General features: G+C 70.3%; 22 protein-coding genes and 1 pseudogene. 13 read left to right on the top strand and 10 right to left on the bottom strand.

What is annotated here, in order from left to right; all coding sequences use genetic code 11:
• Nucleotides 1-44 precede the first annotated feature (44 nt).
• The 4 genes from ABZ319_RS28330 to ABZ319_RS28315 form a co-directional block, all read right to left on the bottom strand.
• Nucleotides 45-1,250: a malic enzyme-like NAD(P)-binding protein gene (locus ABZ319_RS28330; protein ID WP_354989541.1), complete on the bottom strand. Its 1,206-nt coding sequence runs from the start codon at nt 1,248-1,250 to the stop codon at nt 45-47.
• 557 nt (nt 1,251-1,807) lie between these two features.
• Nucleotides 1,808-3,478, bottom strand: a complete 1,671-nt coding sequence (locus ABZ319_RS28325) for an FAD-binding protein (RefSeq protein WP_354989540.1) — start codon at nt 3,476-3,478, stop codon at nt 1,808-1,810.
• Nucleotides 3,479-3,529: 51 nt separating this feature from the next.
• Nucleotides 3,530-3,796, bottom strand: a complete 267-nt coding sequence (locus ABZ319_RS28320; protein ID WP_354989539.1) for a hypothetical protein — start codon at nt 3,794-3,796, stop codon at nt 3,530-3,532.
• Entirely contained in the window at nt 3,793-4,647 is an 855-nt protein-coding gene (locus tag ABZ319_RS28315; protein WP_354989538.1) for a PHP domain-containing protein, read from the bottom strand. Before ABZ319_RS28315 ends, ABZ319_RS28320 begins: the two co-directional genes overlap by 4 nt.
• Before the next feature lie 166 nt (nt 4,648-4,813).
• Here ABZ319_RS28315 and corA point away from each other — a divergent pair, with 166 nt between their 5' ends.
• A complete protein-coding gene (gene corA, locus ABZ319_RS28310; protein WP_354989544.1) occupies nt 4,814-5,803 on the top strand; it encodes a magnesium/cobalt transporter CorA in 990 nt (329 codons plus the stop codon).
• Nucleotides 5,804-5,857: 54 nt separating this feature from the next.
• On the opposite strand, the gene ABZ319_RS28305 is transcribed toward corA, so the two are convergent.
• From ABZ319_RS28305 to ABZ319_RS28295, 3 genes are read right to left on the bottom strand one after another with little or no spacing between them, the layout of a single operon-like run.
• On the bottom strand, nt 5,858-6,433 hold the full coding sequence (locus ABZ319_RS28305; RefSeq protein ID WP_354989537.1) for a suppressor of fused domain protein: 576 nt from the start codon (nt 6,431-6,433) through the stop codon (nt 5,858-5,860).
• A gap of 3 nt (nt 6,434-6,436) precedes the next feature.
• Complete coding sequence (locus tag ABZ319_RS28300; RefSeq protein WP_354989536.1) at nt 6,437-6,919, bottom strand: general stress protein; 483 nt, start codon at nt 6,917-6,919, stop codon at nt 6,437-6,439.
• Between the two features lie 51 nt (nt 6,920-6,970).
• Nucleotides 6,971-7,906: a CoA ester lyase gene (locus tag ABZ319_RS28295; RefSeq protein WP_354989535.1), complete on the bottom strand. Its 936-nt coding sequence runs from the start codon at nt 7,904-7,906 to the stop codon at nt 6,971-6,973.
• 81 nt (nt 7,907-7,987) lie between these two features.
• On the opposite strand from ABZ319_RS28295, the gene ABZ319_RS28290 reads away from it, so the two are divergent.
• The 10 genes and pseudogenes from ABZ319_RS28290 to ABZ319_RS28245 all read left to right on the top strand — a co-directional run bounded on the left by ABZ319_RS28290 (nt 7,988) and on the right by ABZ319_RS28245 (nt 18,278).
• Entirely contained in the window at nt 7,988-9,310 is a 1,323-nt protein-coding gene (locus ABZ319_RS28290) for a CBS domain-containing protein (RefSeq protein ID WP_354989534.1), read from the top strand.
• The gene (locus tag ABZ319_RS28285; RefSeq protein ID WP_354989533.1) at nt 9,307-9,894 is read left to right on the top strand and encodes a DUF1003 domain-containing protein; all 588 of its coding nucleotides are present in this window, start codon (nt 9,307-9,309) and stop codon (nt 9,892-9,894) included. Before ABZ319_RS28290 ends, ABZ319_RS28285 begins: the two co-directional genes overlap by 4 nt.
• 155 nt (nt 9,895-10,049) lie before the next feature.
• On the top strand, nt 10,050-11,411 hold the full coding sequence (locus ABZ319_RS28280) for a lytic murein transglycosylase (RefSeq protein ID WP_354989532.1): 1,362 nt from the start codon (nt 10,050-10,052) through the stop codon (nt 11,409-11,411).
• Between the two features lie 210 nt (nt 11,412-11,621).
• Nucleotides 11,622-12,458, top strand: coding sequence for a lytic murein transglycosylase (locus tag ABZ319_RS28275; RefSeq protein ID WP_354989531.1), 837 nt, complete (start codon nt 11,622-11,624; stop codon nt 12,456-12,458).
• 408 nt (nt 12,459-12,866) lie between these two features.
• Nucleotides 12,867-14,078 carry a glycosyltransferase family 87 protein gene (locus tag ABZ319_RS28270; RefSeq protein ID WP_354989530.1) on the top strand — a complete coding sequence of 404 codons (1,212 nt, stop codon included), beginning with the start codon at nt 12,867-12,869 and terminating at the stop codon, nt 14,076-14,078.
• A gap of 87 nt (nt 14,079-14,165) precedes the next feature.
• Nucleotides 14,166-15,302 (top strand): P-loop NTPase, encoded by a 1,137-nt coding sequence (locus ABZ319_RS28265; protein ID WP_354989529.1) that lies wholly within the window; start codon nt 14,166-14,168, stop codon nt 15,300-15,302.
• A 253-nt stretch (nt 15,303-15,555) separates the two neighbouring features.
• Nucleotides 15,556-15,831 (top strand): annotated as a pseudogene (locus ABZ319_RS28260) (DivIVA domain-containing protein); the annotation flags it as partial.
• Nucleotides 15,832-16,136: 305 nt separating this feature from the next.
• Nucleotides 16,137-16,712: a DNA-3-methyladenine glycosylase I gene (locus tag ABZ319_RS28255; RefSeq protein ID WP_354989528.1), complete on the top strand. Its 576-nt coding sequence runs from the start codon at nt 16,137-16,139 to the stop codon at nt 16,710-16,712.
• A 165-nt stretch (nt 16,713-16,877) separates the two neighbouring features.
• Nucleotides 16,878-17,045 (top strand): DUF3117 domain-containing protein, encoded by a 168-nt coding sequence (locus ABZ319_RS28250; protein WP_006554284.1) that lies wholly within the window; start codon nt 16,878-16,880, stop codon nt 17,043-17,045.
• A gap of 21 nt (nt 17,046-17,066) precedes the next feature.
• On the top strand, nt 17,067-18,278 hold the full coding sequence (locus ABZ319_RS28245; RefSeq protein ID WP_354989527.1) for a putative RNA methyltransferase: 1,212 nt from the start codon (nt 17,067-17,069) through the stop codon (nt 18,276-18,278).
• Nucleotides 18,279-18,528: 250 nt separating this feature from the next.
• Here ABZ319_RS28245 and glgA read toward each other — a convergent pair whose 3' ends face one another.
• A complete protein-coding gene (gene glgA / locus ABZ319_RS28240; RefSeq protein ID WP_354989543.1) occupies nt 18,529-19,698 on the bottom strand; it encodes a glycogen synthase in 1,170 nt (389 codons plus the stop codon).
• Between the two features lie 534 nt (nt 19,699-20,232).
• Here glgA and glgC point away from each other — a divergent pair.
• Nucleotides 20,233-21,447, top strand: coding sequence for a glucose-1-phosphate adenylyltransferase (gene glgC / locus ABZ319_RS28235; protein WP_354989526.1), 1,215 nt, complete (start codon nt 20,233-20,235; stop codon nt 21,445-21,447).
• A gap of 113 nt (nt 21,448-21,560) precedes the next feature.
• Nucleotides 21,561-22,757 (top strand): hypothetical protein, encoded by a 1,197-nt coding sequence (locus ABZ319_RS28230; protein ID WP_354989525.1) that lies wholly within the window; start codon nt 21,561-21,563, stop codon nt 22,755-22,757.
• A gap of 117 nt (nt 22,758-22,874) precedes the next feature.
• On the opposite strand, the gene ABZ319_RS28225 is transcribed toward ABZ319_RS28230, so the two are convergent.
• Together ABZ319_RS28225 and ABZ319_RS28220 are read right to left on the bottom strand one after the other, a co-directional pair.
• Nucleotides 22,875-23,414: a hypothetical protein gene (locus ABZ319_RS28225; RefSeq protein WP_354989524.1), complete on the bottom strand. Its 540-nt coding sequence runs from the start codon at nt 23,412-23,414 to the stop codon at nt 22,875-22,877.
• Nucleotides 23,415-23,490: 76 nt separating this feature from the next.
• Nucleotides 23,491-23,682, bottom strand: coding sequence for a hypothetical protein (locus tag ABZ319_RS28220; RefSeq protein ID WP_354989523.1), 192 nt, complete (start codon nt 23,680-23,682; stop codon nt 23,491-23,493).
• Nucleotides 23,683-23,838 lie beyond the last annotated feature (156 nt).

Below are 23,838 nucleotides of genomic sequence, written 5' to 3'. Positions count from 1 at the left end.
CCGCACCGGAACTGTGCGGGGGCCGGGTTTGGAGCGGAGTGCGACTACGCGACGCCCTCGGCGATCGCGGCCGCGCCCACGGCCGCGGCGACGGCCGGAGCCACGCGCGGGTCCAGCGGGCTGGGGATGATCTTGTCAACGGCCAGCTCGTCCTTGACCACCGCGAAGATGGCGTCGGCCGCGGCGACCTTCATGCCCTCGGTGATGCGGCGCGCGCCGACATCCAGCGCGCCCTTGAACACGCCGGGGAAGGCCAGCACGTTGTTGATCTGGTTCGGGAAGTCCGAACGGCCGGTGGCCACGATCGCGGCGTACTTGGCGGCCACGTCGGGGTGGATCTCCGGATCCGGGTTCGACATGGCGAACACGATGGACTCGGGCGCCATCGAGGCGATGAGCTCCTCGGCGACGGTGCCCGCCGACAGACCCAGGAACACGTCCGCGCCGGCGAGGGCCTCGGCCGGGCCGCCGGTGATGTCGCGCGGGTTGGTGCGCCGGGCCAGATCCAGCTTCACGTCGTTGAGGTCACCGCGGTCACGGCTGACGATGCCCTTGGAGTCGAGCACGATCGCGTCCTTGACGCCCGCGGCCAGCAGGATGTCGGTGCACGCCACGCCGGCGGCGCCCGCACCCGAGACCACGACCTTCATCTCGGACATGTCGCGGCCCTGCACGGCGGCGGCGCCCTTGAGCGCGGCCAGCACCACGATGGCGGTGCCGTGCTGGTCGTCGTGCATGACCGGGCAGTCCAGGGCCTCGATGACGCGCTTCTCGATCTCGAAGCAGCGCGGCGCCGAGATGTCCTCGAGGTTGACCGCGCCGAAGCTCGGGCGCAGCAGGATCAGCGTCTCGACGATCTTGTCAACGTCCTTGGTGTCCAGCACGAGCGGAATCGAGTCCAGCCCGGCGAACTTCTTGAACAGCGCGGCCTTGCCCTCCATGACCGGCAGCGAGGCGCGCGGGCCGATGTCGCCCAGGCCCAGCACGGCGGTGCCGTCGGACACGACCACGACCAGGCGCTCGGCCCAGGTGTAGGTCTTGGCGAGCGATTCGTCCGCGTGAATGCCGCGGCACACCTGCGCTACACCCGGGGTGTAGGCGATGGAGAGATCGCGCTGGGTCTCCAGCGGCGCGGTGAGTTCGACCGACAGCTTGCCGCCCAAGTGGCCCGCGAAAATCTCTTCCGTGGTGATGTCGGCCAGGTTCGCATTGCTCGCGGGGGCATTCACTGCTTCAGTCACGGGTGACACGATTTCACTCCATCTCGGTGCGGACTCAACCGTTTGACGGTTACCGTTCGGTAATAGCTATTTCAGGTTTCTTGCTCTATATCGGGCGCGCCGCACTGCTTCACCGATACCGCTTCGCCGAAACTTCGCCGGTCTATCGGGTAAGTCTCACAAAGCATTACGAGTATCGGTTCACGAAGCCGAGGCAGCGTGTCGCGGCACAGATCGTCGAGCGGGAACCGGACGGGTGGGTCCGGGCGATGTCGCCGGGGTGATCGTGGGTGAAACCGCGAGTCAGCGGATCGTGATCACCGAGTGTCCCGGGCCGGGCGGTCGGCTCCAACCGGGGATCGCAACATTCTGCCAGTAGCTGCGACGACGCGCCAAATCGGCCCCCGGCCCATCGCGCGCGTTCACCATCAACGAAGCGTAGGCGACCCGAATCACCCCCAGGTAAAGGGAAACTCGCACGTCCGGCCGCGACTGTGGAGAACTGTCACAACGCGGCGACGACCGCGGCGGTGAGCTGTCATGCCGGATTGGCAGGGCCACCTGTGAGCAATTCGCGAGATCACCGCTCAGTGCAATTCGATCTCGTCCAGCGCGGGTCCGTCCGACAGCGGGGCGGACCGGGTTCTGCTGTGCTTGCCGGCCGCGTCCGGCAGCGGCGCGTCGTCGGGCAGTATCAGCGGCGGCACCGGCCCGCGCATCGACCGCGGCGCGGCGGTGCGTTCCGGGCGCACCCAGACGGTGTCGAGCCCGCCCGAGAGCAACCGTACGCGCCAATCACTGCCCGCGCCGGGGTGATCGGTGCGGCGGTGCATCCCGCGCGTCTCGGTGCGCGCGAGCGCGCTGTACTTGGTCCAGCGCGCCACCGCCAGCAGCGCCGCGGCCTGTCTGGCCCGCAGCCGGTGCGCGCCCGCGCCGCCGAGGTCGAACTCCACGCCCGGCCACATGCCGTCCAGTTCGCCGATGCTGTCGCGCAGGCTCCCGTCGCTGCGCCAGTAGCTGCGGCGCAGCGGCAGGGTGTGCTCCTGCACGAGCCCGATGACGGCGCGCGGATCGATGCGCGCCTTGGCGCCGAGCCCCGCGCCCGGCACCGCGCGCGTCTTGCCGGCGCGGCGGCGGGTGCTCGCGTAGCGGGCCGCGGCCCCGCCCGCCCAGACCCCGGAGGAGATCGCCCAGGCCCCGTTCTGCCCGCCGAATCCGGAGACCGCGCCGGTCACGGGTTCGCGGGTGGTCACATCGCCCGCGGCGTAGAGGCCGGGAACCGTAGTGGCGCAATCGGCTCCGGCCAGCCGCAGGCCGCCGGTGCCGCGCACGGTGCCCTCCAGGACCGCGCGCAGCGGCACGTGCTCGGCCGCTCGCGCGTCCCCGGGTTCGCGCAGTTGCCCGCGCACCGCTTCGGGCAGTTCGTCGAGCGCGGCGTAGACCCGGCGACCGTCGGCGATGGCGGTGAACGCCCGCACCCGCGACTCCGAGCCGTGCTCGCACAGCACGGCTCTGGACTCGTCGTACAGCGTGGCCAGATTCATGACCCGATCGGGCGCGCGGAGCGCCGCACCGGCGCGGCGCGAATCACCGGCCGGCACCAGCGAATACGCGTTGGAGAATTCCATCCCCGAGAGTTCGGCTCCGGCCTCGGCGCCCATCAGCAGGCCGTCGCCGGTGGCCACGTCGGTACCCGCGCCGCCGGACAGGAAGGCGCAGCCGCCGGTGGCCAGGACCACCGCGCGCGCCCGTACGGTCCAGGGGTGCGCCTCGCCGCGCAGGGTCACCCCCGCCGCGCCGGACACCACCCCGTCACCGTCGGTGAGCAGCTGTAATGCCGGGTGGTGGTCCAGGATTCGCACACCGGCCACGATCATGCTGCGCCGCATGCGGCCCAGGTAGGCCGGGCCGTCCAGCTGGATCCGGCTGGGTAGTCCGGGGTGCTGTCCCGCCGAGCGCGCACCCCCGCCGACCAATTGGCCGACTCGCCGGTGCGTCTCGTCCAGCACCCGGTACATCCACTCCGGATCGGCGAGTCCGCCGCCGTGCGCGAAACTCTGCGCCACCGCCTCGTCCCGGGCGCGGCCCGGCGCGATATTCCACAGTGTCGCGCCGGCGTGCGCGGTCGGCCCGCTGGTTCCGCAGTGCGCCTTGTCGACCAGCATTACCCGAGCGCCGGTGGCGGCCGCCGCGAGCGCGGCCCAAGCCCCGGCCGGGCCACCGCCCAGCACGAGCACATCGGCGTCGAATTCGGTCATATCGACAAATGTTCGACCACAGTTCACTTACTCGCAACTGTTATGCGTGTATCAATTCCACCACTGGGCCCACAGGAGATATCCGGCAAGTAGAAAAACAACCATGGACCCGAAAAAGGCAGCCGAACCCGAACGCTTATCCGAATAAATTTGCGCGGCCACCACCGCGGTCGCGGCGGCCACATGCCAGGCGACATCGGCCGCGCCCGGACCCGGAAAACCGCGCCGCGCACCCACGATCTCCGCCCCGACCACGGTCGCCGCCAGCACCACCGTGCCGCCCGCGACGATGCCGCTCAGCCCGCGCAGCACCTTCATCCCGTGATCACCGGAACCCCGCTCGCCTTCTCCACGAGCCGCTCGAATTGTTCTGGGTCCGTGGTGAATTCACCGAGCCGGATGGTCTTGTTGCGACCGTGGTAATCCGAGGATCCGGTGGTCAGCAGACCCAGTTCCGCGGCCAGGTCCGCCAGCACGGCGCGGTCGTCGGCAGAGTGGTCCGGATGGTCGAGTTCGAGACCGCCCAGACCCTGCTCGCTCAGCTCCCGAATGTGGTCCAGCGCCAGCAACCGGCCACGCTTGCGGGCCCGCGCGTGCGCGATCACGCTGACCCCGCCCGCCGAGGCCACCATCTCCACCGCGCGCTGCAACGGCGTGTCGGCCTTCTCCACGTAGTACCGGCCGTCGGAGGCCAGCAGATCCTGGAAGGCCGCGTCCACCGTCGGCACCACGCCCGCCTCGACCAGCGCGCGGGCCAGATGCGGCCGGCCCGCCGAGGGGCCCGCCGAGGCCATTACCGCGTCCGGGTCCACGGGCAACCCGTCGGCCCGCATCTGCTCGGCCATCGCCCGCAGTCGCACGATGCGCTCGGCCCGCAACCGCTCGCGCTCCTGCGCGAAGCACTCGTCCGCCGGATCGAACAGATAGGCCAGCAGGTGCACCGCCACCGGCCAGCCGTCCGCGCCGTCACCCACGCACGACATCTCCATGCCTCGCACCAGCGTCAGGCCCGGCGGCAGCGCGGCGACCGCCTCGGCCCAGCCGGACGTGGTGTCGTGATCGGTCAGGGCGACCACGTCGAGTCCGGCGGCCGCGGCGTTGGCGATGAGCTCGGCCGGGGTGTCGGTGCCGTCCGAGGCGTTGGAATGAGTATGAAGATCGATGCGCACACCCCCATCTTGCCCGCGCGGGCGTGGCGCACGCCGGTGGCCGGGCGGTTGTCCATGTGACAACTAGACTTCGACCGTGTCGATCCCGCCGCTGCCGTCCCTGCACCGCTCGAACCGGCCGGACGATCACCCGCCGAAATCCACCGGCCGCGAATCCGGGGCGAACGTGGTCGTCGACTGCGCGGTCTACGTGGACGGGCGGCGGCTGCTGGACCAGTGCACCTACGAACAGGCCCTGGCCGAGGTGCGCGAGCGCGGCGCGGGTTTCGTCTGGCTGGGTCTGCTGGAGCCGAGCCACGCCCTCATGCTCGATGTGGCGCGGGCCTTCGGCCTGCATCAGCTCGCGGTCGAGGACGCGGTGCACGCTCATCAGCGGCCCAAACTCGAGCGCTACGACGACATCCTGGTGCTCGTGCTGCGCACCGTGCAGTACCACGTGCACGAGCTGAACACCGTCAGCGAGATCGTGGACACCGGCCAGATCATGATCTTCACCGGTCCCGACTTCGTGATCACCGTGCGCGACGGCGACCACACCGGATTGGCCGGGGTCCGTAAGCAATTGGAGGCGGATCCGCAGCAGTTGGGGCTGGGTCCCGGCGCGGTGCTGCACGCGGTGGCGGACCACGTCGTGGACTCCTACGTGGAGGTGACCGCCGCCATCGAGGAGGACGTCGACGCGATGGAGGAGGCGGTGTTCACCCCCGCGAGCCGCATCGTCATCGAGGCGATCTATCAGCTCAAGCGCGAGGTGGTCGAATTGCGGCGCGCCGTCAAACCGCTCGCGCTACCCCTGCAATTGCTCACCCACGACCCGAAACTGCCGCTGCCGGTGGAGATTCGGCGCTACATGCGCGACGTGCTGGACCATCACACCGCGGCCGCGGAACAGATCACCGACTTCAACGAATCGCTCAGCGCCCTCATCAACGCCGCACTGGCGAAGGTGAGCGTGCAGCAGAACACCGATATGCGCAAGATCTCGGCGTACGCGGCCATGGCGGCCGTGCCGACCATGATCGCGGGCGTGTACGGCATGAACTTCGAGCACATGCCGGAACTGAAGTGGACCTACGGTTATCCGCTGATCATCGGGCTCATGCTGCTGGTCTGCGGCGGGCTGTACAGGTTGTTCCACCGCAACGACTGGCTCTGATCCCCGCCCATCGGCCGGCTCCGAGCCCCGCGCACCGGCTACGGCGGGCCGCGCCTACAGGCTGGCCGAGCCCCGATCCGGGTCGCGCACATCGATTTTCGCTTCGGCCCAGGCGTCGCGCAGCGCCGCCGCACCCCGGATCCGCACCCAGGCCGCCTCGGTCGCGGTGATGGGCGTCGCGGTCAGGAACCGCACCGGATCGGCCGGCTCGGGCAGCGGCACGTCCGGGATCTCGCCCTCGCCCAGCAGCACCGCGGTGAAAATCGCGCCGCCCCACAGCGGTTCGCCGAAATCGAGCAGGGCGTCCGGTTGCAGCACGATGCCCTCCACCGACGGCGAGGCCACCAGCACCGCCAGCGCCCGGGTCAGCCCGGAGCCCGCGCCGACGTTGCCGAGCAGGGTCAGCGCCAGTTCCGCGCGCGGCCCGCGCACCGGATCGGCCAGGGCCGCGCTCGGGTCGGTCATCGGATGGCGGGACCCGCCGAGGGTTACGTAGTGCACCAGGTCGGCGTCCGGGATCCGCAGGATGTCGATGGGCTCGAGACCCAGGAAGCTCACCGACGCCGCGTCGGCGGTCTGCACGCCGAAATGCCCGAGCACCCCGGCCCGGACCGTATCGATCACGTCCATCGGTTACAGCGCCAGCCTGGCGAGCATGTCGCGCGCCTGTTCGGCGGCCTTGGGATCGCACAGCACGTCGTAGCGGCCGGCCACCAGCTGCATGCTCGACGCGAAGTCGCGCTGCCCGCGGCTGGCGGCATAGGGAATCGTCGTGGAGATCACGCCGAAGATGATGCCGCCGATCAGGCCGATGATGATCGCGCCGCCACTGTTGAACAGGCTCAGCAGCAGGCCGACGAACAGGCCCAGCCACGCGCCCGAAACCACGCCGGTGCCAATGACTTTGCCCCAGGTGAGGCGGTACAGCACCCGCTCGACCTGCATGAGGTCGACGCCCACGATGGTCACGTGCTCCACCGGGAACTGGTTGTCGGCCAGGTAGTCGACCGCCCGCTGTGCCTCGGCGTAGGTCGGGTACGACGCGACCGGCCAGCCCGACGGAGGCGTCGGCAGGCCCGCTCGGTTCCGGTTCGAGTTCCCCAGGGGATTCGTCATATCTCCATCATGCTATTCGTCCGGGTCACCCGTGGTAACGCAGCGCCAGTTTCACACCGGGGGCGTGCTGCGCATCATTCCCGCCGCGCGGCCTTTCTCGGCGATGACCTGGGCCATCTTGGCGCTGGCCTCGTCGATCATCTCGTCGCCGAGCATGACCGCGCCGCGAGCGCCGCCGGCGGCGGAGGTATGGAAGGCGTAGGCGTCCAGAATCTCCTCGGCGCGGTCGTAGTCGGCCTGGCGCGGGCTGAAGATCTCGTTGCACGCCGCGATCTGGTCCGGGTGCAGCACCCATTTGCCGTCGAAGCCCAGGGCCGCGGTGCGCGCGGCGTTGCGGCGGAAGCCGTCGATGTCGCGAACGGCCAGGTAGGGGCCGTCGATGGCCTGGAGTCCGTGGGCCCGCGCGGCGAGCAGAATGGTCATGTAGATGTGGTGGTAGGCGTCGCCGGGGGTGTAGCCCTCGGGTTGTTCCCCCACCACCAGGGTGCGCATGTTGATCGAGGCCATGAAGTCGGCGGGGCCGAACACCAGGGTCTGCACCCGGGGACTCGCGGTGGCGATGGCGTCGATGTTGCGCAGGCCGAGCGCGTTCTCGATCTGCGGTTCGATGCCGATCCGGCCGACGGGCAGCTCGTTCGCCTTCTCCAGCTGGGTCAGCAGCAGATCCAGCGCCTGCACCTGGCCGGCGTCGGTGACCTTGGGCAGCAGGATGGCGTCGAGCCGCGCGCCCGCGCCCCCGACCACCGCGATGACATCGGCGTAGGTGTGCTCGGTGGTCCAATCATTCACGCGCACAACGCGAATCTGGCCGTTCCAGCCGTCGGCGTTGAGCGCGGCGACGATGTTCTCCCGGGCCTGCGCCTTGGCCGCGGGGGCCACCGCGTCCTCGAGATCGAGGAAGATCTCGTCGGCGTCCAGGCCCTTGGCCTTGTCGATCATCCGGGGGTTGCTGCCGGGTACGGCGAGCACCGAACGGCGCGCTGTCATGGGTCACTCCTTGTTCAGTGGCGAAAGGCACGCTCGTGGCGTGACATTTCGGGCGGCCCGCACGCACTAGCCTTGGTGCTCATGGCAGCGACCAAAGTTTTCGCCGCTCGGCTCGCGGGCTTGGTGGTGCTGGGACCGGACGGGGAGTCTATCGGTCGCATTCGCGACATAGTGCTCTCGATCCGGTACGACCGGCAGCAGCCGCGGGTGCTCGGCATCCTCGTCGAACTGCCCACCCGGAAGCGGATTTTCGTTCCGATGCTGCGCGTGCAGGCGGTTGATCCCGGGTCGGTCACGCTGACCACGGGAAACATCTCGGTGCGGCGATTCGAACTGCGCCCGGGCGAAGTGCTCGCCATCGCGCAGCTGCTCGATTCCACGGTGCGCGTCGCCGATCCGGAACTGCCGCAGCTGGCCGACATCGAGGTGGTGGTGGTCGACCTGGGCATCGAGCAGTCCCGGACCCGGGACTGGGTGGTGACGCGGGTCGCGGTGCGCGAGCGCCGCCGGCTCAGCATCGGGTTCGGGCGGCGCGGCGCGGTGCACGTGGTCGATTGGGCGCAGGTGCGCGGACTCACTCAGACAGAACTCGATCTGCCCGGGCAGGACGTCACCCAGCTGCTCGAGCAATTCGAGGGCATGCGCCCGGCAGACGTCGCGCATCTCCTGCGTGAGCTGCCGCGCAAGCGCCGCATCGAGGTCGCCTCGGCCTTCGACGACGAACGCCTCGCGGACGTGGTGCAGGAACTGCCCGAGACAGATCAGGTGGAGGTGATCGAGCAGCTCGGCGTGGAGCGCGCCGCCGACCTGCTCGAGGCCATGGACCCCGACGACGCGGCCGATCTGCTCGGCGAGTTGCCGGTGAGCGAGGCGGAATCGCTGCTGGCGCTGATGGATCCGGAGGATTCCGAGCCGGTCCGCCGGCTGCTCGAGCACGCGCCGTACACCGCGGGCGGTCTGATGACCCCCGAACCGGTGGTGCTCACCCCCTCGACCACGGTCGCCGAGGCCCTGGCCCGCATCCGCGACCCCGAGCTGACCCCGGCGCTGGCCACGATGGCCTTCGTGGTGCGCCCGCCGACCGCGACCCCGACCGGTAGATACCTGGGCTGCGTGCACTTTCAGCGACTGCTGCGCGAACCTCCGGCGAATCTGGTGGGCGGCATCCTGGACGCGGATCTCGTGCAATTGCGGGCCGACGCGCCGCTCACAGCCGTGACCAGGTATTTCGCGACGTATAACCTGGTATGCGGGCCGGTCGTGGACGCGGAGAACCATCTGCTCGGCGCGGTGACCGTGGACGACGTCCTCGATCACCTGCTTCCCGAGGACTGGCGCGAGCAGGACGACAATCACGACGTGCACGGCATGCCGTTGATCGACGGCACCGGAGGGCGGTCATGACCGATCGAATGGACAAACTCAGCGCCCGTGAGCGCCTGGGTACCCCGGTCGAGAGCAGATTCCGCGGATTCGATTGGGACGCTGAGGCTTTGGCGCGTTCGAGCGAGCGCGTCGCGCGCTTCCTCGGCACCGGCCGCTACCTGGTCATCCAGAGCGCGATCGTCATCATCTGGATTCTGCTGAACGTCTTCGCCGTTCGGCTGCGCTGGGATCCCTATCCCTTCATCCTGTTGAATCTGGCGTTCTCCACCCAGGCCGCCTACGCCGCGCCGCTGATCCTGCTGGCCCAGAACCGGCAGGACAACCGCGACCGGGTCGCCCTGGAGGAAGACCGGACGCGGGCAGCCCAGACGAAAGCCGACACCGAATTCCTGGCCCGCGAACTGGCCGCGCTACGCCTGGCGGTCGGCGAGGTCACGACCCGCGACTACGTCCGCCGCGAGCTCGACGATGTGAAGGAAGCCCTGCTCAGGCTGGAGAAACTGGCGACCGACGGCGAAGTGGGCCCGGAACGGAAAACCAAGAAGGGTACCGATCGAAAGAGGCCCGGGGTCGCAAATTTGGCACAGAAAGATGGCGACTGACCGCACAAGGAGTACACAACAAGCTTACGGATGGGTAACCTGGATCACGTTGTTCCGAGCGACCGACCCAGACACCACCGCACTGCGGCTGTCATCACAGGGCCCGGCCGCACGACCGAGGGGATTGTGTGGTGGCGAAGAGAATATCTGCACCGGTGACAGCGTCTGCCCTGCTGATCGCGGGCCTGGTCACCGCCGGTTCGGCCACCAATGTCACCGTGCATCCCCCGGCGGCCCCGCAGGCCGCCCCGGAAGCGCTACTGGCGGCGGCGGCCAGCGACAGCGGACCCGCCGAGGGCGCCGAACCCGCCTCCGACCAGCTCGTCGGCCTGGTCCCGGCCGCCCCCGAAGCCCCGCGCAAACTCAGCGCGCTGGTCCCGCCCGCCGACGGTTCCCGGCTGGGCAACGTGCCACTGCAGAACATCGCCCTGCCCGGCGGCACCGGTGCGCTCGGCATTCCCGAGATCGTGCTCGCGGCCTACCGCAACGCGGAACTGGCCCTGGAGTCCTCCACCCCCGGCTGCGGTCTGCCCTGGAATCTGCTGGCCGGCATCGGCCGCATCGAGTCCGGGCACGCCAGCAGCGGGCGCACCGACGCCGCGGGCACCACCGTGCAACCCATCTACGGCCCCGCCCTGGACGGCACGCTGCCGGGCAACGAGGTCATCAAGGCCGCGGACGGCGGTTACGTGCGCGCCCTGGGCCCCATGCAGTTCCTGCCGGGCACGTGGTCGCAGTACGCCGCCGACGGCAACGGCGACGGAGTCTCGGACCCGCACAACGTGTTCGACTCCGCGCTGGCCGCGGGCAAGTACCTGTGCTCGGGCGGGCTGGATCTGCGCGATCCGCAGCAGCAGCTCAAAGCCGTGCTGCGCTACAACAATTCGATGTCGTACGCGGCGAGCGTGCTGAGCTGGTCGAACGCCTACAAGACCGGCGGCGCGCCCGCGCCGGTGGAGATCTCCTCGACCTTGGTCCCGCCGGGCTCGCTGCAGAGCGCGCCGGACATGTCGCTGGCGTCCTCGACGCTGCCCACCACGACCACCGAAGAGAAGCCGGTCGGCACCACGCAGGCCCCGGCGACCCAGGTGATGATCACCATCCCGGGCCTGCCGCCGATCCCCTGCGGCATCTTCTGCCCCGCACCCGCCCCGGCCCCGGAAACCTGTGTGGAAGCCGAGGTTCCGGTGCGGCCGGACGCGCTGCCGGTGGACGCCAAGCCCGAGGACGGCGCGCAGCCGGGTCAGGCGAACGTGACCTACGGGCCGGACGGCCGGGCGCTGCCGCCCGAACAGGCGACCGTGTCGTGCCAGGCCGCCACCGAGGAGAAGCCGCAGGAGCAGGGTCAGCAACCCGTCGCCCCGCAGGCGCAGGCCCCGGAGAAGACCCCGGAGCCGGGCGTCGCCGCGCCCGCCGAGGTTCCCGCCGCACCGGTGGAGCCCGCTCCCGCCGCGCCCGGCATCACCCTCCCGTTCGGCATCACGATTCCGCTGCCGGCCCCCGCGCCCGCACCGTAATTTTCCCTGCCGCGCGGCGCACGACGCGCCGCGCGGGCCGGAAATCCGGTCTTCGACCGGCTGATCTGCGCAATAATTTCAGATGGTCACGGAGTAGTAACGAAAAGGTCTCGAATGCGGTAGCGTGGCGTCACCACCCCCGGTCTCTTCCCGACGGTAATGGAGGGTCACCACACAGTGGGACGTCACCGCAAGCCCCCGGTCCCGACGATGCGGCGCGGATCGGTACTGGCCTTCACCGGCCTGCTGCCCGCAGGAATCGCGACAGTCACCGGCGCAGCAGATGGATCGCTCACCGACAAACTCACCGCGACCGTTCAGCAACAGAAGCTGTCGGTCGCCGCGGGCCAGGAGCTATCGAGACCCGAGGCGGCCCTGCCGGCCGCGGTCGCGCAGCCTCTGCATCGCGAGGCCAAACAGGTTCTCCCCCCGCCCCCGCCGATCGTGAAGACGGTCGCGCAGCCCGACGGGCGCGTCCCCGCCGCCCTGCCCGCCGGACCGCTGGGCATCCCCGGCATCTCGGTGGACGCCTACAAGAACGCGGAACGCATTCTGGCGGCCGACAATCCGGTCTGCGGCATGCCGTGGCAGATGCTCGCGGGCATCGGCCGCGTGGAGTCCACGCACTCGTTCGGCGGCAAGGTCGACGCGAACGGCAACAACCTCGACCCGGTCTACGGCCCCGTCCTGGACGGCAGCCTGGCGGGCAACAATGTCATCCACGACACCGACAACGGTGTGCTGGACGGTATTTCCGGCTACGACCGCGCCGTGGGCTCGATGCAGTTCCTGCCCGAGACCTGGACCCGCTACGCGGCCGACGGCAACGGCGACGGAATCGCCGACCCGCAGAACATCTTCGACGCCACCCTGACCGCGGGCAAATACCTCTGCGCCGGCGGCCTGAACATGCGCGACGCGGGCCAGCAGACCCGCGCGATCCTGCGCTACAACAACTCCATGGCCTACGTGGCCAACGTGATGGCCTGGGAAACCGCCTACGCCTCCGGCACAGCACCCCAACCCGCCCAGCTCCCCCGCATCTGACCCAACGCGGGCCTCCGGCCGTAGCGGGCGCGGACGACGCGACCGGCCGCACCACCCAGCTGTCGACTCATGCCCCGACAGCGGACGGCAACTGAACCGCGCGGCCCGCCGACGCCGAAACAGCCGCGGCCGCCTACCGACCCGCCCGGGGGCGATCGCTGTGGTCCGCGATCCGGGTCCATCGGCGAACGCACCGGTGACCTACGGGCAGGAACCGGAGCCGCCACCCGGCCGAGCCGCACGACGCCCGCTGTCGATGCGATACCCGGCCACGGCGGAACTACACGTGCGAGTCCGGCACGGGCTACCGAACCCCGTCCGCGCGCAGCGCAATCCACCCGCCGGAACAAGATCCGGCCGATGCTTCGATTCGGCGTCATCGTCGCGGGACCGATAACGTTCGCACCCGTGTCATGGGGAGAAACGCGGTCGAGTCGGATCGCCGCCGTCGGTTGGGTCACGGTGTGCCCGCTGCTGATCATCGCGCTCGGCGTCACCGTGCTGCGCGTGCTCGACCTCGAAGCGGTTGTCGCGCCGCTATTGTCGGCCGACACACGTGAGGTGCACGTCGACTTCGACACCTTCTGGCATTCGGCCGCCGCGCTCGGACACGGCGACATCTACGACACGCAGGCCGAGCTGCGCAACCTCAATCCGCCGCTCGCCTCGGTGCTGCTCATGCCGTTCGCCGCGCTGGACGTGGTCACGGCCTACCGCGTATTCATCATGCTGACGCTGTTCATGGTCCTGGGCGCGGTGCTGGCGGTATGCCGGGAACTACGCCTGCGGCCCGTCGTCACGATGGCGATCCTGGCGGCCGTGCTCGCCTCCTCGCCGCTGTACGGAACCCTATTGCTCGGGCAGATCTATCCGCTGTTGCTGGCAGGGCTCGTAGCCGGGTGGATCGCCCAGCGGCGCGGTATGCCGGTGCTCGCGGCCGTCCTGTACGGGGTCACGGTCGCGCTCAAACCCTCACTCGCCCCGCTGCTGCTGCTCGCGGCCGTGCAACGACGGTGGGCGCCGTTCCGGGCCGGGATCGCCGCCGCGGCGGTCGCGTCTGTGCTCGGCGTGCTGGCGGCCGGACCGTCGAGCGCGCTCGCGTGGCTGCGCATCGCCTTCTCCGAGCCGGTATCCGGCTGGGTGGACAACGCCTCGCTGCCGGGGCTCGCGGTGCGGTTCGGCCTGCCCGCCGGGATCGGCACGGCCCTGGGACTCGCCGTGCTGACCGGCACACTCTGGTGGTGCGGCCGGCACCGGGACCGCATCGATCCGGGCGGGACAGCTCCGTGGGCGGTGCTCGCCGCGGGTCTGCTGTTCTCCCCCATCGCGTGGCACAACTATCTGATGCTGTTGTGGCCGGGCGTGCTCGTGCTGATCGTGGTGGGCCGCGGCGCGATCGCCGCCGCCGCGCTCGCGATCGCGGCCATCCCGCTGTCCCTGAGCACCGAGACGCCGCCGAGCAGCGTGACCGTCGCGCTGACACAGTCGATCTACTTCGCGATTCTGCTGGGGTACTGGGCGGTTCTGCTGCGCGGCGCGACGCTGTCCGTCCCCGGCGCTCCCGAATCTTCCGCCGACCCGGCCACGGACGGGGCGAAATCAACCGTGACGGCGCGCTGAGACGCGATCGCCCGGGCAGCGGCGGCGCCGGTCCCGTTCCGAGCCCTGACCGTTCGTGCCGCCACCCGTCCTCCTATTGTTGAACGCATGCCAGTGGTAACGGAATCGGATGTGCGGGGCGCGCTCGCGAAGGTGAACGACCCGGAGATCCGGAAACCGATCACCGAGCTGGGCATGGTGAAGAGCGTCGTGGTCGGCGACGACGGCAGTGTCCAGGTCGTGGTCTATCTGACGACATCGGCCTGCCCGATGAAGGGCGCCATCACCGAGCGGGTCACCAAGGCCGTCAACGACGTGCCCGGTGTCGGCACGATCGACGTGACCCTCGACGTCATGAACGACGAACAGCGCACCGAACTGCGCAAGAAACTGCGCGGCGACAACGCCGAACCGGTCATCCCGTTCGCGCAGCCCGGATCGCTGACCCGCGTGTACGCGGTCGCCTCCGGTAAGGGCGGCGTCGGAAAGTCCAGCGTCACGGTCAATCTCGCGGCCGCGATGGCCGCCAAGGGCCTGTCGGTCGGCGTGCTCGACGCCGACATCTACGGCCACTCCGTGCCGCGCATGCTCGGCACGGACCAGCGCCCGACCCAGGTCGAGCGCATGATCATGCCGCCCATCGCGCACGACGTGAAGCTCATCTCGATCTCCATGTTCACCCAGGGCAACACGCCCGTCGTGTGGCGCGGCCCGATGCTGCACCGCGCGCTGCAGCAGTTCCTGGCCGACGTGTTCTGGGGCGACCTGGACATCCTGCTGCTGGACCTGCCGCCGGGCACCGGCGACGTGGCCATCTCCCTGGCCCAGCTCATCCCGAACGCCGAGATCCTGGTGGTGACCACCCCGCAGCTGGCCGCCGCCGAGGTCGCCGAGCGCGCCGGGTCGATCGCGCTGCAGACCCGCCAGCGCATCGCGGGCGTCATCGAGAACATGTCGTGGCTGGATCTGCCCGACGGCTCGCGCATGGAGCTGTACGGCTCGGGCGGCGGGCAGACCGTGGCCGAGAACCTGACCCGCGCGGTCGGCGCGAATGTGCCGCTGCTGGGTCAGATCCCGATCGAGCAGGAGCTGCGCGAGGCCGGCGACGAGGGCACCCCGATCGTGCTCAGCGCCCCGGACAGCGCCTCGGGCAAGGCCCTGCTCGGCATCGCCGACAAGCTGGCCGTGCGCCGCCGCGGCCTGGCGGGCATGTCGCTGAACATCGACACCACGCGCCACCTGTAACGACTCGGCCCGCGTGCCGACCGCACAGCCGGTTGGCACGTCGCCAACCGGCCGCCGTGCGCCTCTTGCCGCACGCTCGGCGGGCCCCGCTCGTCGCGTCGCGGACTCACGGGCCGGCGCGTGCCGAGCCGGTCCCTCCCCGGCGAGTCACCCCGACCGTGCGAAATCAGTTGTCGCCCGGGCGAACACGACGGCTGATTTCCGCCGGGGGCGTGGTGTGTCCGCTCGCGCGCGTCCCCCTAAGCTCGAAGCCATGCTCACGCTGCTGCTGTACGTGCTGATCGTCGGTCTGGTCGCCGCGCTGCTGTTCCTGGTCGCCAGTGCGGTCTTCGGACGGGGCGAGGAACTCGGTCCGCTGCCGGAGGGGACCACGGTGACGGTGCTCCCGGCGGAGAACATCGGCGGCAGCGACGTGCGGGCGCTGCGTTTCCAGCAGGTGCTGCGCGGCTACAAGGCGGGCGAGGTGGACTGGGCCCTGACCCGCCTGGCCGCCCGGATCGACGATCTGGAATGGCAGCTCGCCCAGGCGCACGCCGCACAGGACGAGCGCGCGGAGGTGATGGTCGGAGCCGTGGCGTCGCGCGCGGGGTCCGCCGCCGGATCGGTCGCACTCGGCAAGACCACCGACACGCCCGGCCCGCGCCGGATATCTTCCGACGCGGACGGCCCGGACGGTGACGGCGTCCCCGCGGGGCTCGCCGAGTCGGACTCCCTCGCCGAGCCGCCGATCCGCGCGGCCGATGCCGGCACGCCGTTGCCTGAAGTGTTGCCGGCTGCGCCCCCGCCGGCCGAGCCCGACGCCGAACCGGGCTCCGACGGCACTCCGGCCGCGCGATGAGCGCCGCGGCCCCGGCCGGCGACGGCCGCACGCGGTGCGGCTGGTCCGAATCCTCCGAGCTCTACCGGAACTATCACGACACCGAATGGGGCCGTCCGCTGCACGGCGACGACGCCCTGTTCGAGCGCGTCTGCCTCGAGGCGTTTCAATCCGGGCTGGCGTGGATCACGATTCTGCGCAAGCGCCCGGCCTTCCGCGCGGCCTTCGACGGGTTCGTCATGGAACGGGTCGCGGCGTTCGGCGCGGCGGACGTGGAACGGCTCATGGCGGACCCCGGCATAGTTCGCAATCGGGCCAAAATCGATGCGAGTATCCACAATGCCCGGGTCGCCCTGGACCTCCCGGACGGCCTCGAAAAGCTGCTCTGGAGCTTCGCACCGGACCCGAAACCGCGTCCCGCGACCCTCGCCGATGTGCCCGCCGTCACCCCCGAATCCGCTGCTCTCGCAAAAGAACTGAAGCGGCGCGGGTTCAAGTTCGTGGGTCCCACTACTGCGTACGCACTCATGCAGGCGACCGGGATGGTAGACGATCACATCGCCGATTGCTGGGTGAATCCGGTGACTCCCTGAACGCCACATCGGTCGGTTTTTGGAACTCAGGTACCCGCCCCGATCCGCGATAGGGAAGAATGGGCTTGGTGCGGCCCGCCACATACCGGCGGGCTGCCTGGTTGGTAACAACTGGAGTTCCATGAAAGTGCGCAGTAATCCGCGCAGATCTGGAGGGAGCAGAGGATGGCGGCCATGAAGCCCCGCACCGGGGACGGTCCCCTCGAGGCAACCAAGGAAGGGCGTGGAATCGTGATGCGGGTTCCACTCGAGGGTGGCGGGCGTTTGGTCGTCGAGCTCACGCCGGAGGAAGCTGCGGCACTGGGTGACGAACTCAAGAGTGTCACCAGCTAGTAGCCAGACCTACCTGTGCCGGTGAGCCACAGCCCCCGGGCGGACCGGCTCACCGGCATATCGGTGCATGCCGCCCCACCCCCACCCCTCGGCCCGGTCGATCCCCTGATCGCCTGTGCCGATCTATTGTCCTGTCCGGAATGCGGCCGGGACCTCGCGCCACGGGCGCGAGCCCTGTGCTGCGCCACCGGCCACGCCTTCGACATCGCCCGCCAGGGCTACGTCAGCCTCCTCACCGGTGCCGCCACGAAAATGTCCGGCGACACGCCCGGCATGCTCGACGCCCGGGCCGCATTCCAAGCCGCCGGCCACTTCGCTCCCATCGCCACGGCCCTGGCCGAAATCCTTGCGACGGGCCCCCTCCCGGCCCCCGCTCCCCCACCCGCTGCCGACCGGCCGCTGCGCCCGGGCGCGGCGCTCACGGGCCCGTCCGCGACCCGCCTCGCGTCGACCCTGCTGAGCGAAACCGCCCGCACCCGAGGGACCGCGCGAGCCGATGCGGGAACACCCGCGGCCCCGCCGAATGTCCCGGCCCAGCCGAACGTCCCGGCCACGCCGAATGCCCCCGCCTCGCCGAACGTCCCAGCCCCGAGCACCTCGGCCGCCGGCGCCTCGCTCGCGCCCGGAATCGTCTCCGGATCGCGCCCGGCGGCCACCGGCTCGCCCGCGGTCCTGGAGATCGGCGCGGGCACCGGCTATTACCTCGCCGCCGTTCTCGATGCCCTGCCCTGGCTGCGCGGCATCGCGCTCGACGTGTCCAAGCCCGCCGCCCGGCGTGCCGCCCGCGCACACCCCCGCGCGGCCGCGATCCTGGCCGACGCCTGGCGCGGCCTGCCCGTCCGCGACGGTTCCCTCGCGGCGGTCCTGTCGGTCTTCGCACCACGCAACGCCGACGAGGTGGCCCGCGCCCTGGCCCCCGGCGGCCGCTTCATCGTCGTGACGCCCACCCCCCGCCACCTGACCGAGCTGATCGAACCCCTCGACATGGTCCGCGTGGACGCGGCCAAACAGGATCGCCTGGCCGAATCCCTGGGCGGCCGTTTCGAACTCCTCGACCGCACCCCCGTGGACTACCCAATGTCCCTGACCCACGCCGACATCGCCGCCGTGGTCGCGATGGGCCCCTCCGCCTTCCACCCCGCCGACCACCGCCCCGCCCGGATCGCGCAGCTGCCGAACCCCGCACCCGTCACCGCGTCGGTAACCATCTCGACCTACCGCCCCCGCCCCTGACGCACCGCCCCGTACATCGATCGCGAGGCGCGAGGCGATCGGATGCGGCGAATCAGGCGAGCGGCCATAGATCGACCGGGCCCGGTGGGAACGTGCGCACGCGGGCCGACACGCCCCGGCCGCCTCAGCGATCGAGTCATGTCGGCTCCGGCCGCGTCAGCGATCGAGGTCGTGTCGGCCCCGGCCACGTCAGCAACCGGCTTCGTCGGCGGGATGCCGGCTCCGCGCGGCGCGGCAGCGCCCGTGCCGCTCAGTTCTTGCGGACCCGGTCGTAGACCTTGGCGGTGCGGGCGGCTATCTGGTTCCAGTCGAACTCGGCTATCGCGCGGGCGCGGCCCGCTGCGCCCATCGCGGCGGCGGCGACCTGGTCGGCGGCCACAACGTTCACCGCGTGGGCCAGGGCGCGCTCGTACCGGTCGGGGCGGGTCTCGTCGTAGTGGACCAGGCGGCCGGTCTCGCCTTCGACGACCACCTCCGGGATGCCGCCCACGTCGGAGGCCACCACGGCGGTGCCGCACGCCATGGCCTCCAGGTTCACGATGCCCAGCGGCTCGTAGACCGAGGGGCAGATGAAAACCGTTGCGGCGGCCAGCACCTGGCGGACGAGTTCGGTGGGGAGCATCTCGCGGACCCAGTACACGCCGTCGCGGGTCGCGCCGAGTTCGCGCACCGCGGCGCGTACCTCCGATTCCATGGCGGGGGTGTCGGCGGCCCCGGCCAGCAGCACCAGCTGGATGTCGGGGTCCAGGTGCCGGGCGGCGGCCAGCAGATGCGGGACGCCCTTCTGCCGGGTGATCCGCCCGACGAACGCCGCGACCGGCCGGTCCCGCCGCACGCCCAGTTCACCGAGGATGTCGCGTACCTCGGGCGCGGGACCGCCCGGATGCCACACGTTCGCGTCGATACCGTTGTGCACCACATGCACTTTCGCCGGATCGATGTCGGGGTAGGCGGCCAGCACGTCGGCGCGCATGCCCGCGCTCACCGCGATCACGGCGTCGGCGTAGGTCATGGCGTTGTGCTCGGACCAGGAGGACAGCCGGTAGCCGCCGCCGAGCTGTTCGGCTTTCCAGGGCCGGCGCGGTTCCAGCGAATGCGCGGTCAGCACATGCGGAATCGCGTACAGCTCGGCCGCGAGGTGCCCGGCGAGACCGGTGTACCAGGTGTGCGAGTGCACCACGTCGGAGCCTTCGGCGGCGTCGGCCATGCGCAGTTGCGCGGACATCATCTGCAGCGCGGAGTTGGCGGCGTAGAGCATCGGATCGGGTTGGTGCACCACGGCATCGAGCCGCGGCACGCCCATGCAGTGCACCGAGACGTCACACAGTTCCCGCAGGCGCGGCACCAATTCGGTGACATGCACCCCCGCCCCGCCGTACACCTCGGGCGGGTATTCGCGGGTCATCATGGCGACACGCAGGTCATGGACACCGCGCCCGTGAACGCCGTGTTCGCGGCCGCCATCCGCGCCATAACTCACCGGTCCAACCTAGTCTCTCGCCCAACCCGCGACCAACCACCCGCCCTCGCAAGTTCGCACCCCCACGACCCGCTCGCGCCGAGGGCCCGCACTCCGCTCGTGCCCGCCGGTGGGCAGGTTGCCGAAGGCAGCGGGCGTACTCGATGAACTCCCGGTCAAGCCCGTGAGCCGGGCCGCGCCGCCGAGCCCCACCCCGCCGCGCCGCCGAATGCGCGCCGCCCCGGCCACTTCCGTGGCCACCTGCCGACGGCGGCGTTCGGTCGGGCCGTCGCCCGGCACCGGGATCCGCCCGCGCGCCTCGGCCTCCGCACATCTCGATCCCGCCCGGGCGAGCTTTCGCCCCGGCAACCCACCACGTCCGCGCGCCCCGCGCAAGCGTCGGTCAGGCGACGACCAACCGAACAACCGGGTTCCCCCGGTTTCGAACTCGCGCCGCCGCAGGCCGTGCCATCGAAGACAGGTAACTTGGCGAGTGTGAGGAGCCAGCCGCACGTACTCGGGATCGTGCTCGCCGGTGGCGAGGGCAAGCGACTCTTTCCACTCACCAAGGACCGCGCCAAGCCGGCCGTCCCGTTCGGCGGCGCGTACCGCCTCATCGACTTCGTGCTGTCGAACATGGTGAACGCCGGGTATCTACGGATCTGCGTACTCACGCAGTACAAGTCGCATTCGCTGGACCGGCACATCTCCCAGACCTGGCGGCTCTCCGGGTTCGGCGGCGAGTACATCACCCCGGTGCCCGCGCAGCAGCGCCTGGGCCCGCGCTGGTACACCGGCAGCGCCGACGCGATCATGCAGTCGCTCAACCTCATCTACGACGAGGACCCGGAATACATCGTGGTCTTCGGCGCGGACCACGTCTACCGCATGGACCCCGAGCAGATGGTGACCGCGCACATCGAGGCGGGCGCGGGGGTCACGGTGGCGGGCATCCGCGTGCCGCGCAGCACCGCGAGCGCGTTCGGCTGCATCGATTCCGACGAGTCCGGCCGCATCGTCAACTTCCTGGAGAAGCCCGCGCATCCGCCCGGCACCCCGGACGATCCGAACGTCACCTTCGCCTCCATGGGCAACTACGTCTTCACCACCAAGGTGCTGGTGGACGCGATCCGCGCGGACGCCGACGACAACGATTCCGATCACGACATGGGCGGGGACATCATTCCCGGCCTGGTGCGCGCGGGCCAGGCCGCGGTGTACGACTTCGGCAGCAACATCGTGCCCGGCTCGACCGATCGCAGTCGCGGCTACTGGCGGGACGTGGGCACCCTGGACGCCTTCTACGAGGCGCACATGGATCTGGTCTCGGTCGACCCGGTCTTCGATCTCTACAACCGGCACTGGCCGATTCGCGGCGCGGCGGAGAATCTGCCGCCCGCCAAATTCGGCCGCGGCGGGCTGGCGCAGGAGTCGATCGTCGGCGCGGGCAGCATTCTGTCCGCGGCCACGGTGCGCAATTCGGTGCTGTTCTCCAATGTCCGGGTCGAGGACGGTGCGACGGTGGAGGGCAGCGTGGTGATGCCCGGCGCGCGGATCGGGCGCGGCGCGGTGGTGCGGCACGCCATTCTGGACAAGAACGTGGTGGTCTCCGAAGGCGAGATCATCGGCGTCGACCTGGACCGGGATCGGGAGCGCTTCGCGGTCAGCAACGGCGGCGTGGTGACCGTCGGCAAGGGCATCTGGGTGTGATGACACACCGTCCGCCGATGTGACCCGGCGGATAACGGTGGACGCGGCCGCCCCGGTTGGCGAAAATCGGTGGGTGGAGCGCCGCCGCGAGGCCGCGCGGGAGGGAACGGGCCATGAGCCGCGCATACCGGATCGTCACCACCTTCGCCTGTGCCGCACTGCTCGCCGTCGCGGCGGGATGCGCGGTCGAGGGCACGCCCGCACCCGCCGAGATCGACGTCCGCACGCTGGACACGGGGTCGTATCCGGTGGATCGCTATACGTACGGCCGTGATTCGAACGGCAAGGGCGCGGTGCTCGAGGGCATGCGGATGGCCGATGCCGTGGTGCCCGCGGTGAAGGTCGACCCCGGCCTGCGGGTGGGCCGCGGCGGGATCGTGCTCACCTCGGTCAACGACGTGGTGACAGTGAGCCATCTGTCGTCCTCGGCCCGGCCGGTGCTGCAGAATCGGGGCTTCATCGCGGGCTTCGCCACCAGCAGTTCGGATCTGGCCGATCCGGCCGGATCGAGCGCGCCGGATCCCAAGAGCACCACGGTCACGATTCGCCTGCTGCGTTTCCCGAGCGCCGACAGCGCGAAGCTCGCCGCGCGGGAGCTCTCGGACGCCGACTTCAACGTGGCCCTCGATCAGAACCGCAAGCTCACCCTGCCGGATTATCCGGATGCCATGTCGCACTGGCGTCCCGGCGTGGCGAACATCGGAATGACCATGCCGCGCAAGGAATTCGTCATCTCGGTGTTCATCTCACGGCCCAGCGCCGACCAGGCCGATCTGCTGTCCTGGCTGAAGAAGACCCTGGACGCGGAGGTGCCCGCGGTCGACGCCTTCGCCGCGACGCCTGCCGACCGGGTGGAGCAGTTGCCGGTCGATCCGGACCGGCTGCTGGCCCGGGTGCTGACCACCAATCGCGATGGCCGCAGCCCGGATCCGGATACCTTCGCGGTCTTCGGCCCCGCCATGCTCGTTCATCCGGCCGGGGACCAGGCGCTGCGCTCACGCCTGGTCGCCGACACCGGGATGGACGCCATGGCGGGCGTGGACGAGAACTACCTGTTCCGCACGCGCGACGCGAAGTCGGGCGCCGATCTGGTGAGCGGACTGATCAGCAGTCTCGGGGAGACCGGGTCGACGGGTCCGGGACCGGAGAACGTTCCGGACGCCAAATGCGTGCACCGCAAGTCCGGTGCGGCGGCGTTCCGGTGCTACGTGATCTACAAGAGGTATGTGGGAGTGGTGAACGCGCAGACCGCGGACGAGGTGCACCGCATGGCGGCGGCACAGTACGCGCTGCTGGCCAACAGCCTGTAGCGGTGTGGACCGGCCGCCCGCGCGCGATCGGCCGCCGGCCGGCGCACAGGCATTGCGGCGTAAGCGATCCCGGGCGGGTACCCGGGACGCCAAACCGCAGTGGGGCGGGCGCGTCACTCAGAAGCGCAGGGTGTCCGCGTCCAGCGCGCGCCAGGCGGCCGGACGTCCGGCATCCTGTGCGCGCGGCTCCGATTCGGCCTCCGCGCACCGCGTGCATTCGGAATCCGCTCCGGCCGTGACCTTTTCATCAGCCCCCGCACGCGCGGCGGCATGTCGGCGGCATACCGTCGACCCGCCGGCGGCCGCGCGGCCGGTGCGACCTAGCCCACGCTCACCGCGCCCGGTCGAGGCCCCCGCGTGGGTGGCCGAGGCCGGGCTGTCGTCCCGGAAGCGGTAGTCCCGGAAACCGAACGGCTGCAGCAGCGCTCGCAGGAATTCGGCCCCGTCCTGCGGCAACACCCGGCGATCCTCGCCGGGCACGTCCACTCCCTGGTGGTACCAGACCCGCGCCACCAGTCCCTCGATCGGGTCCACCGCGCGAAAGGTGGCACGCCCGTCGGCGGCCAGCCGGAATTCGGCGATCCGCCGCCACTGCCCGGACTCGCGGAGGTACAAACCCACCACGGCCGGAACCCGATGCCCCATGAGAAACCTCATTCGTCGAACCTGTTCATGGAGTATCCCGGCCCGCGGCACGGTAACCCTTTCTGTGGCTCACCGTGCCCGGCGGGTTTCAGCGCGAGTAGCAGAACGGCTCGCAGGGCCCCGGCTGTGCCGGCACCACGTGTGACATGTCGTCGAATCGAGCCCCACTGACCAGCAGCAATACCACCAGTGCCGCAAACAGGATGAGCCCGAACAAGATCAGCGCGGGCCACAGCCATCCGGACGGCAGATGCGCTCCGAGTACCAGTCCCTCGTACATCCCCCACCTCCTCTAATCGGTTCCCCTTTCATCTACCACCATTTCGCCGAACTAATCCACCCCCGTCCCCTGCCCACCCGCTGCCCGAGCCGCCGCCACACCGAGGGCAGCGCTCGCGAACAGGACTGCGCCACCGGGCATTCGACCACCCGTGAG

Origin of the sequence: Nocardia sp. NPDC005978, from assembly GCF_040614455.1 — a bacterium.
Lineage (GTDB): Bacteria > Actinomycetota > Actinomycetes > Mycobacteriales > Mycobacteriaceae > Nocardia.
The sequence above is the reverse complement of the archived record's forward strand: the minus strand, read 5'-3'. Positions and strand labels throughout refer to the sequence as shown.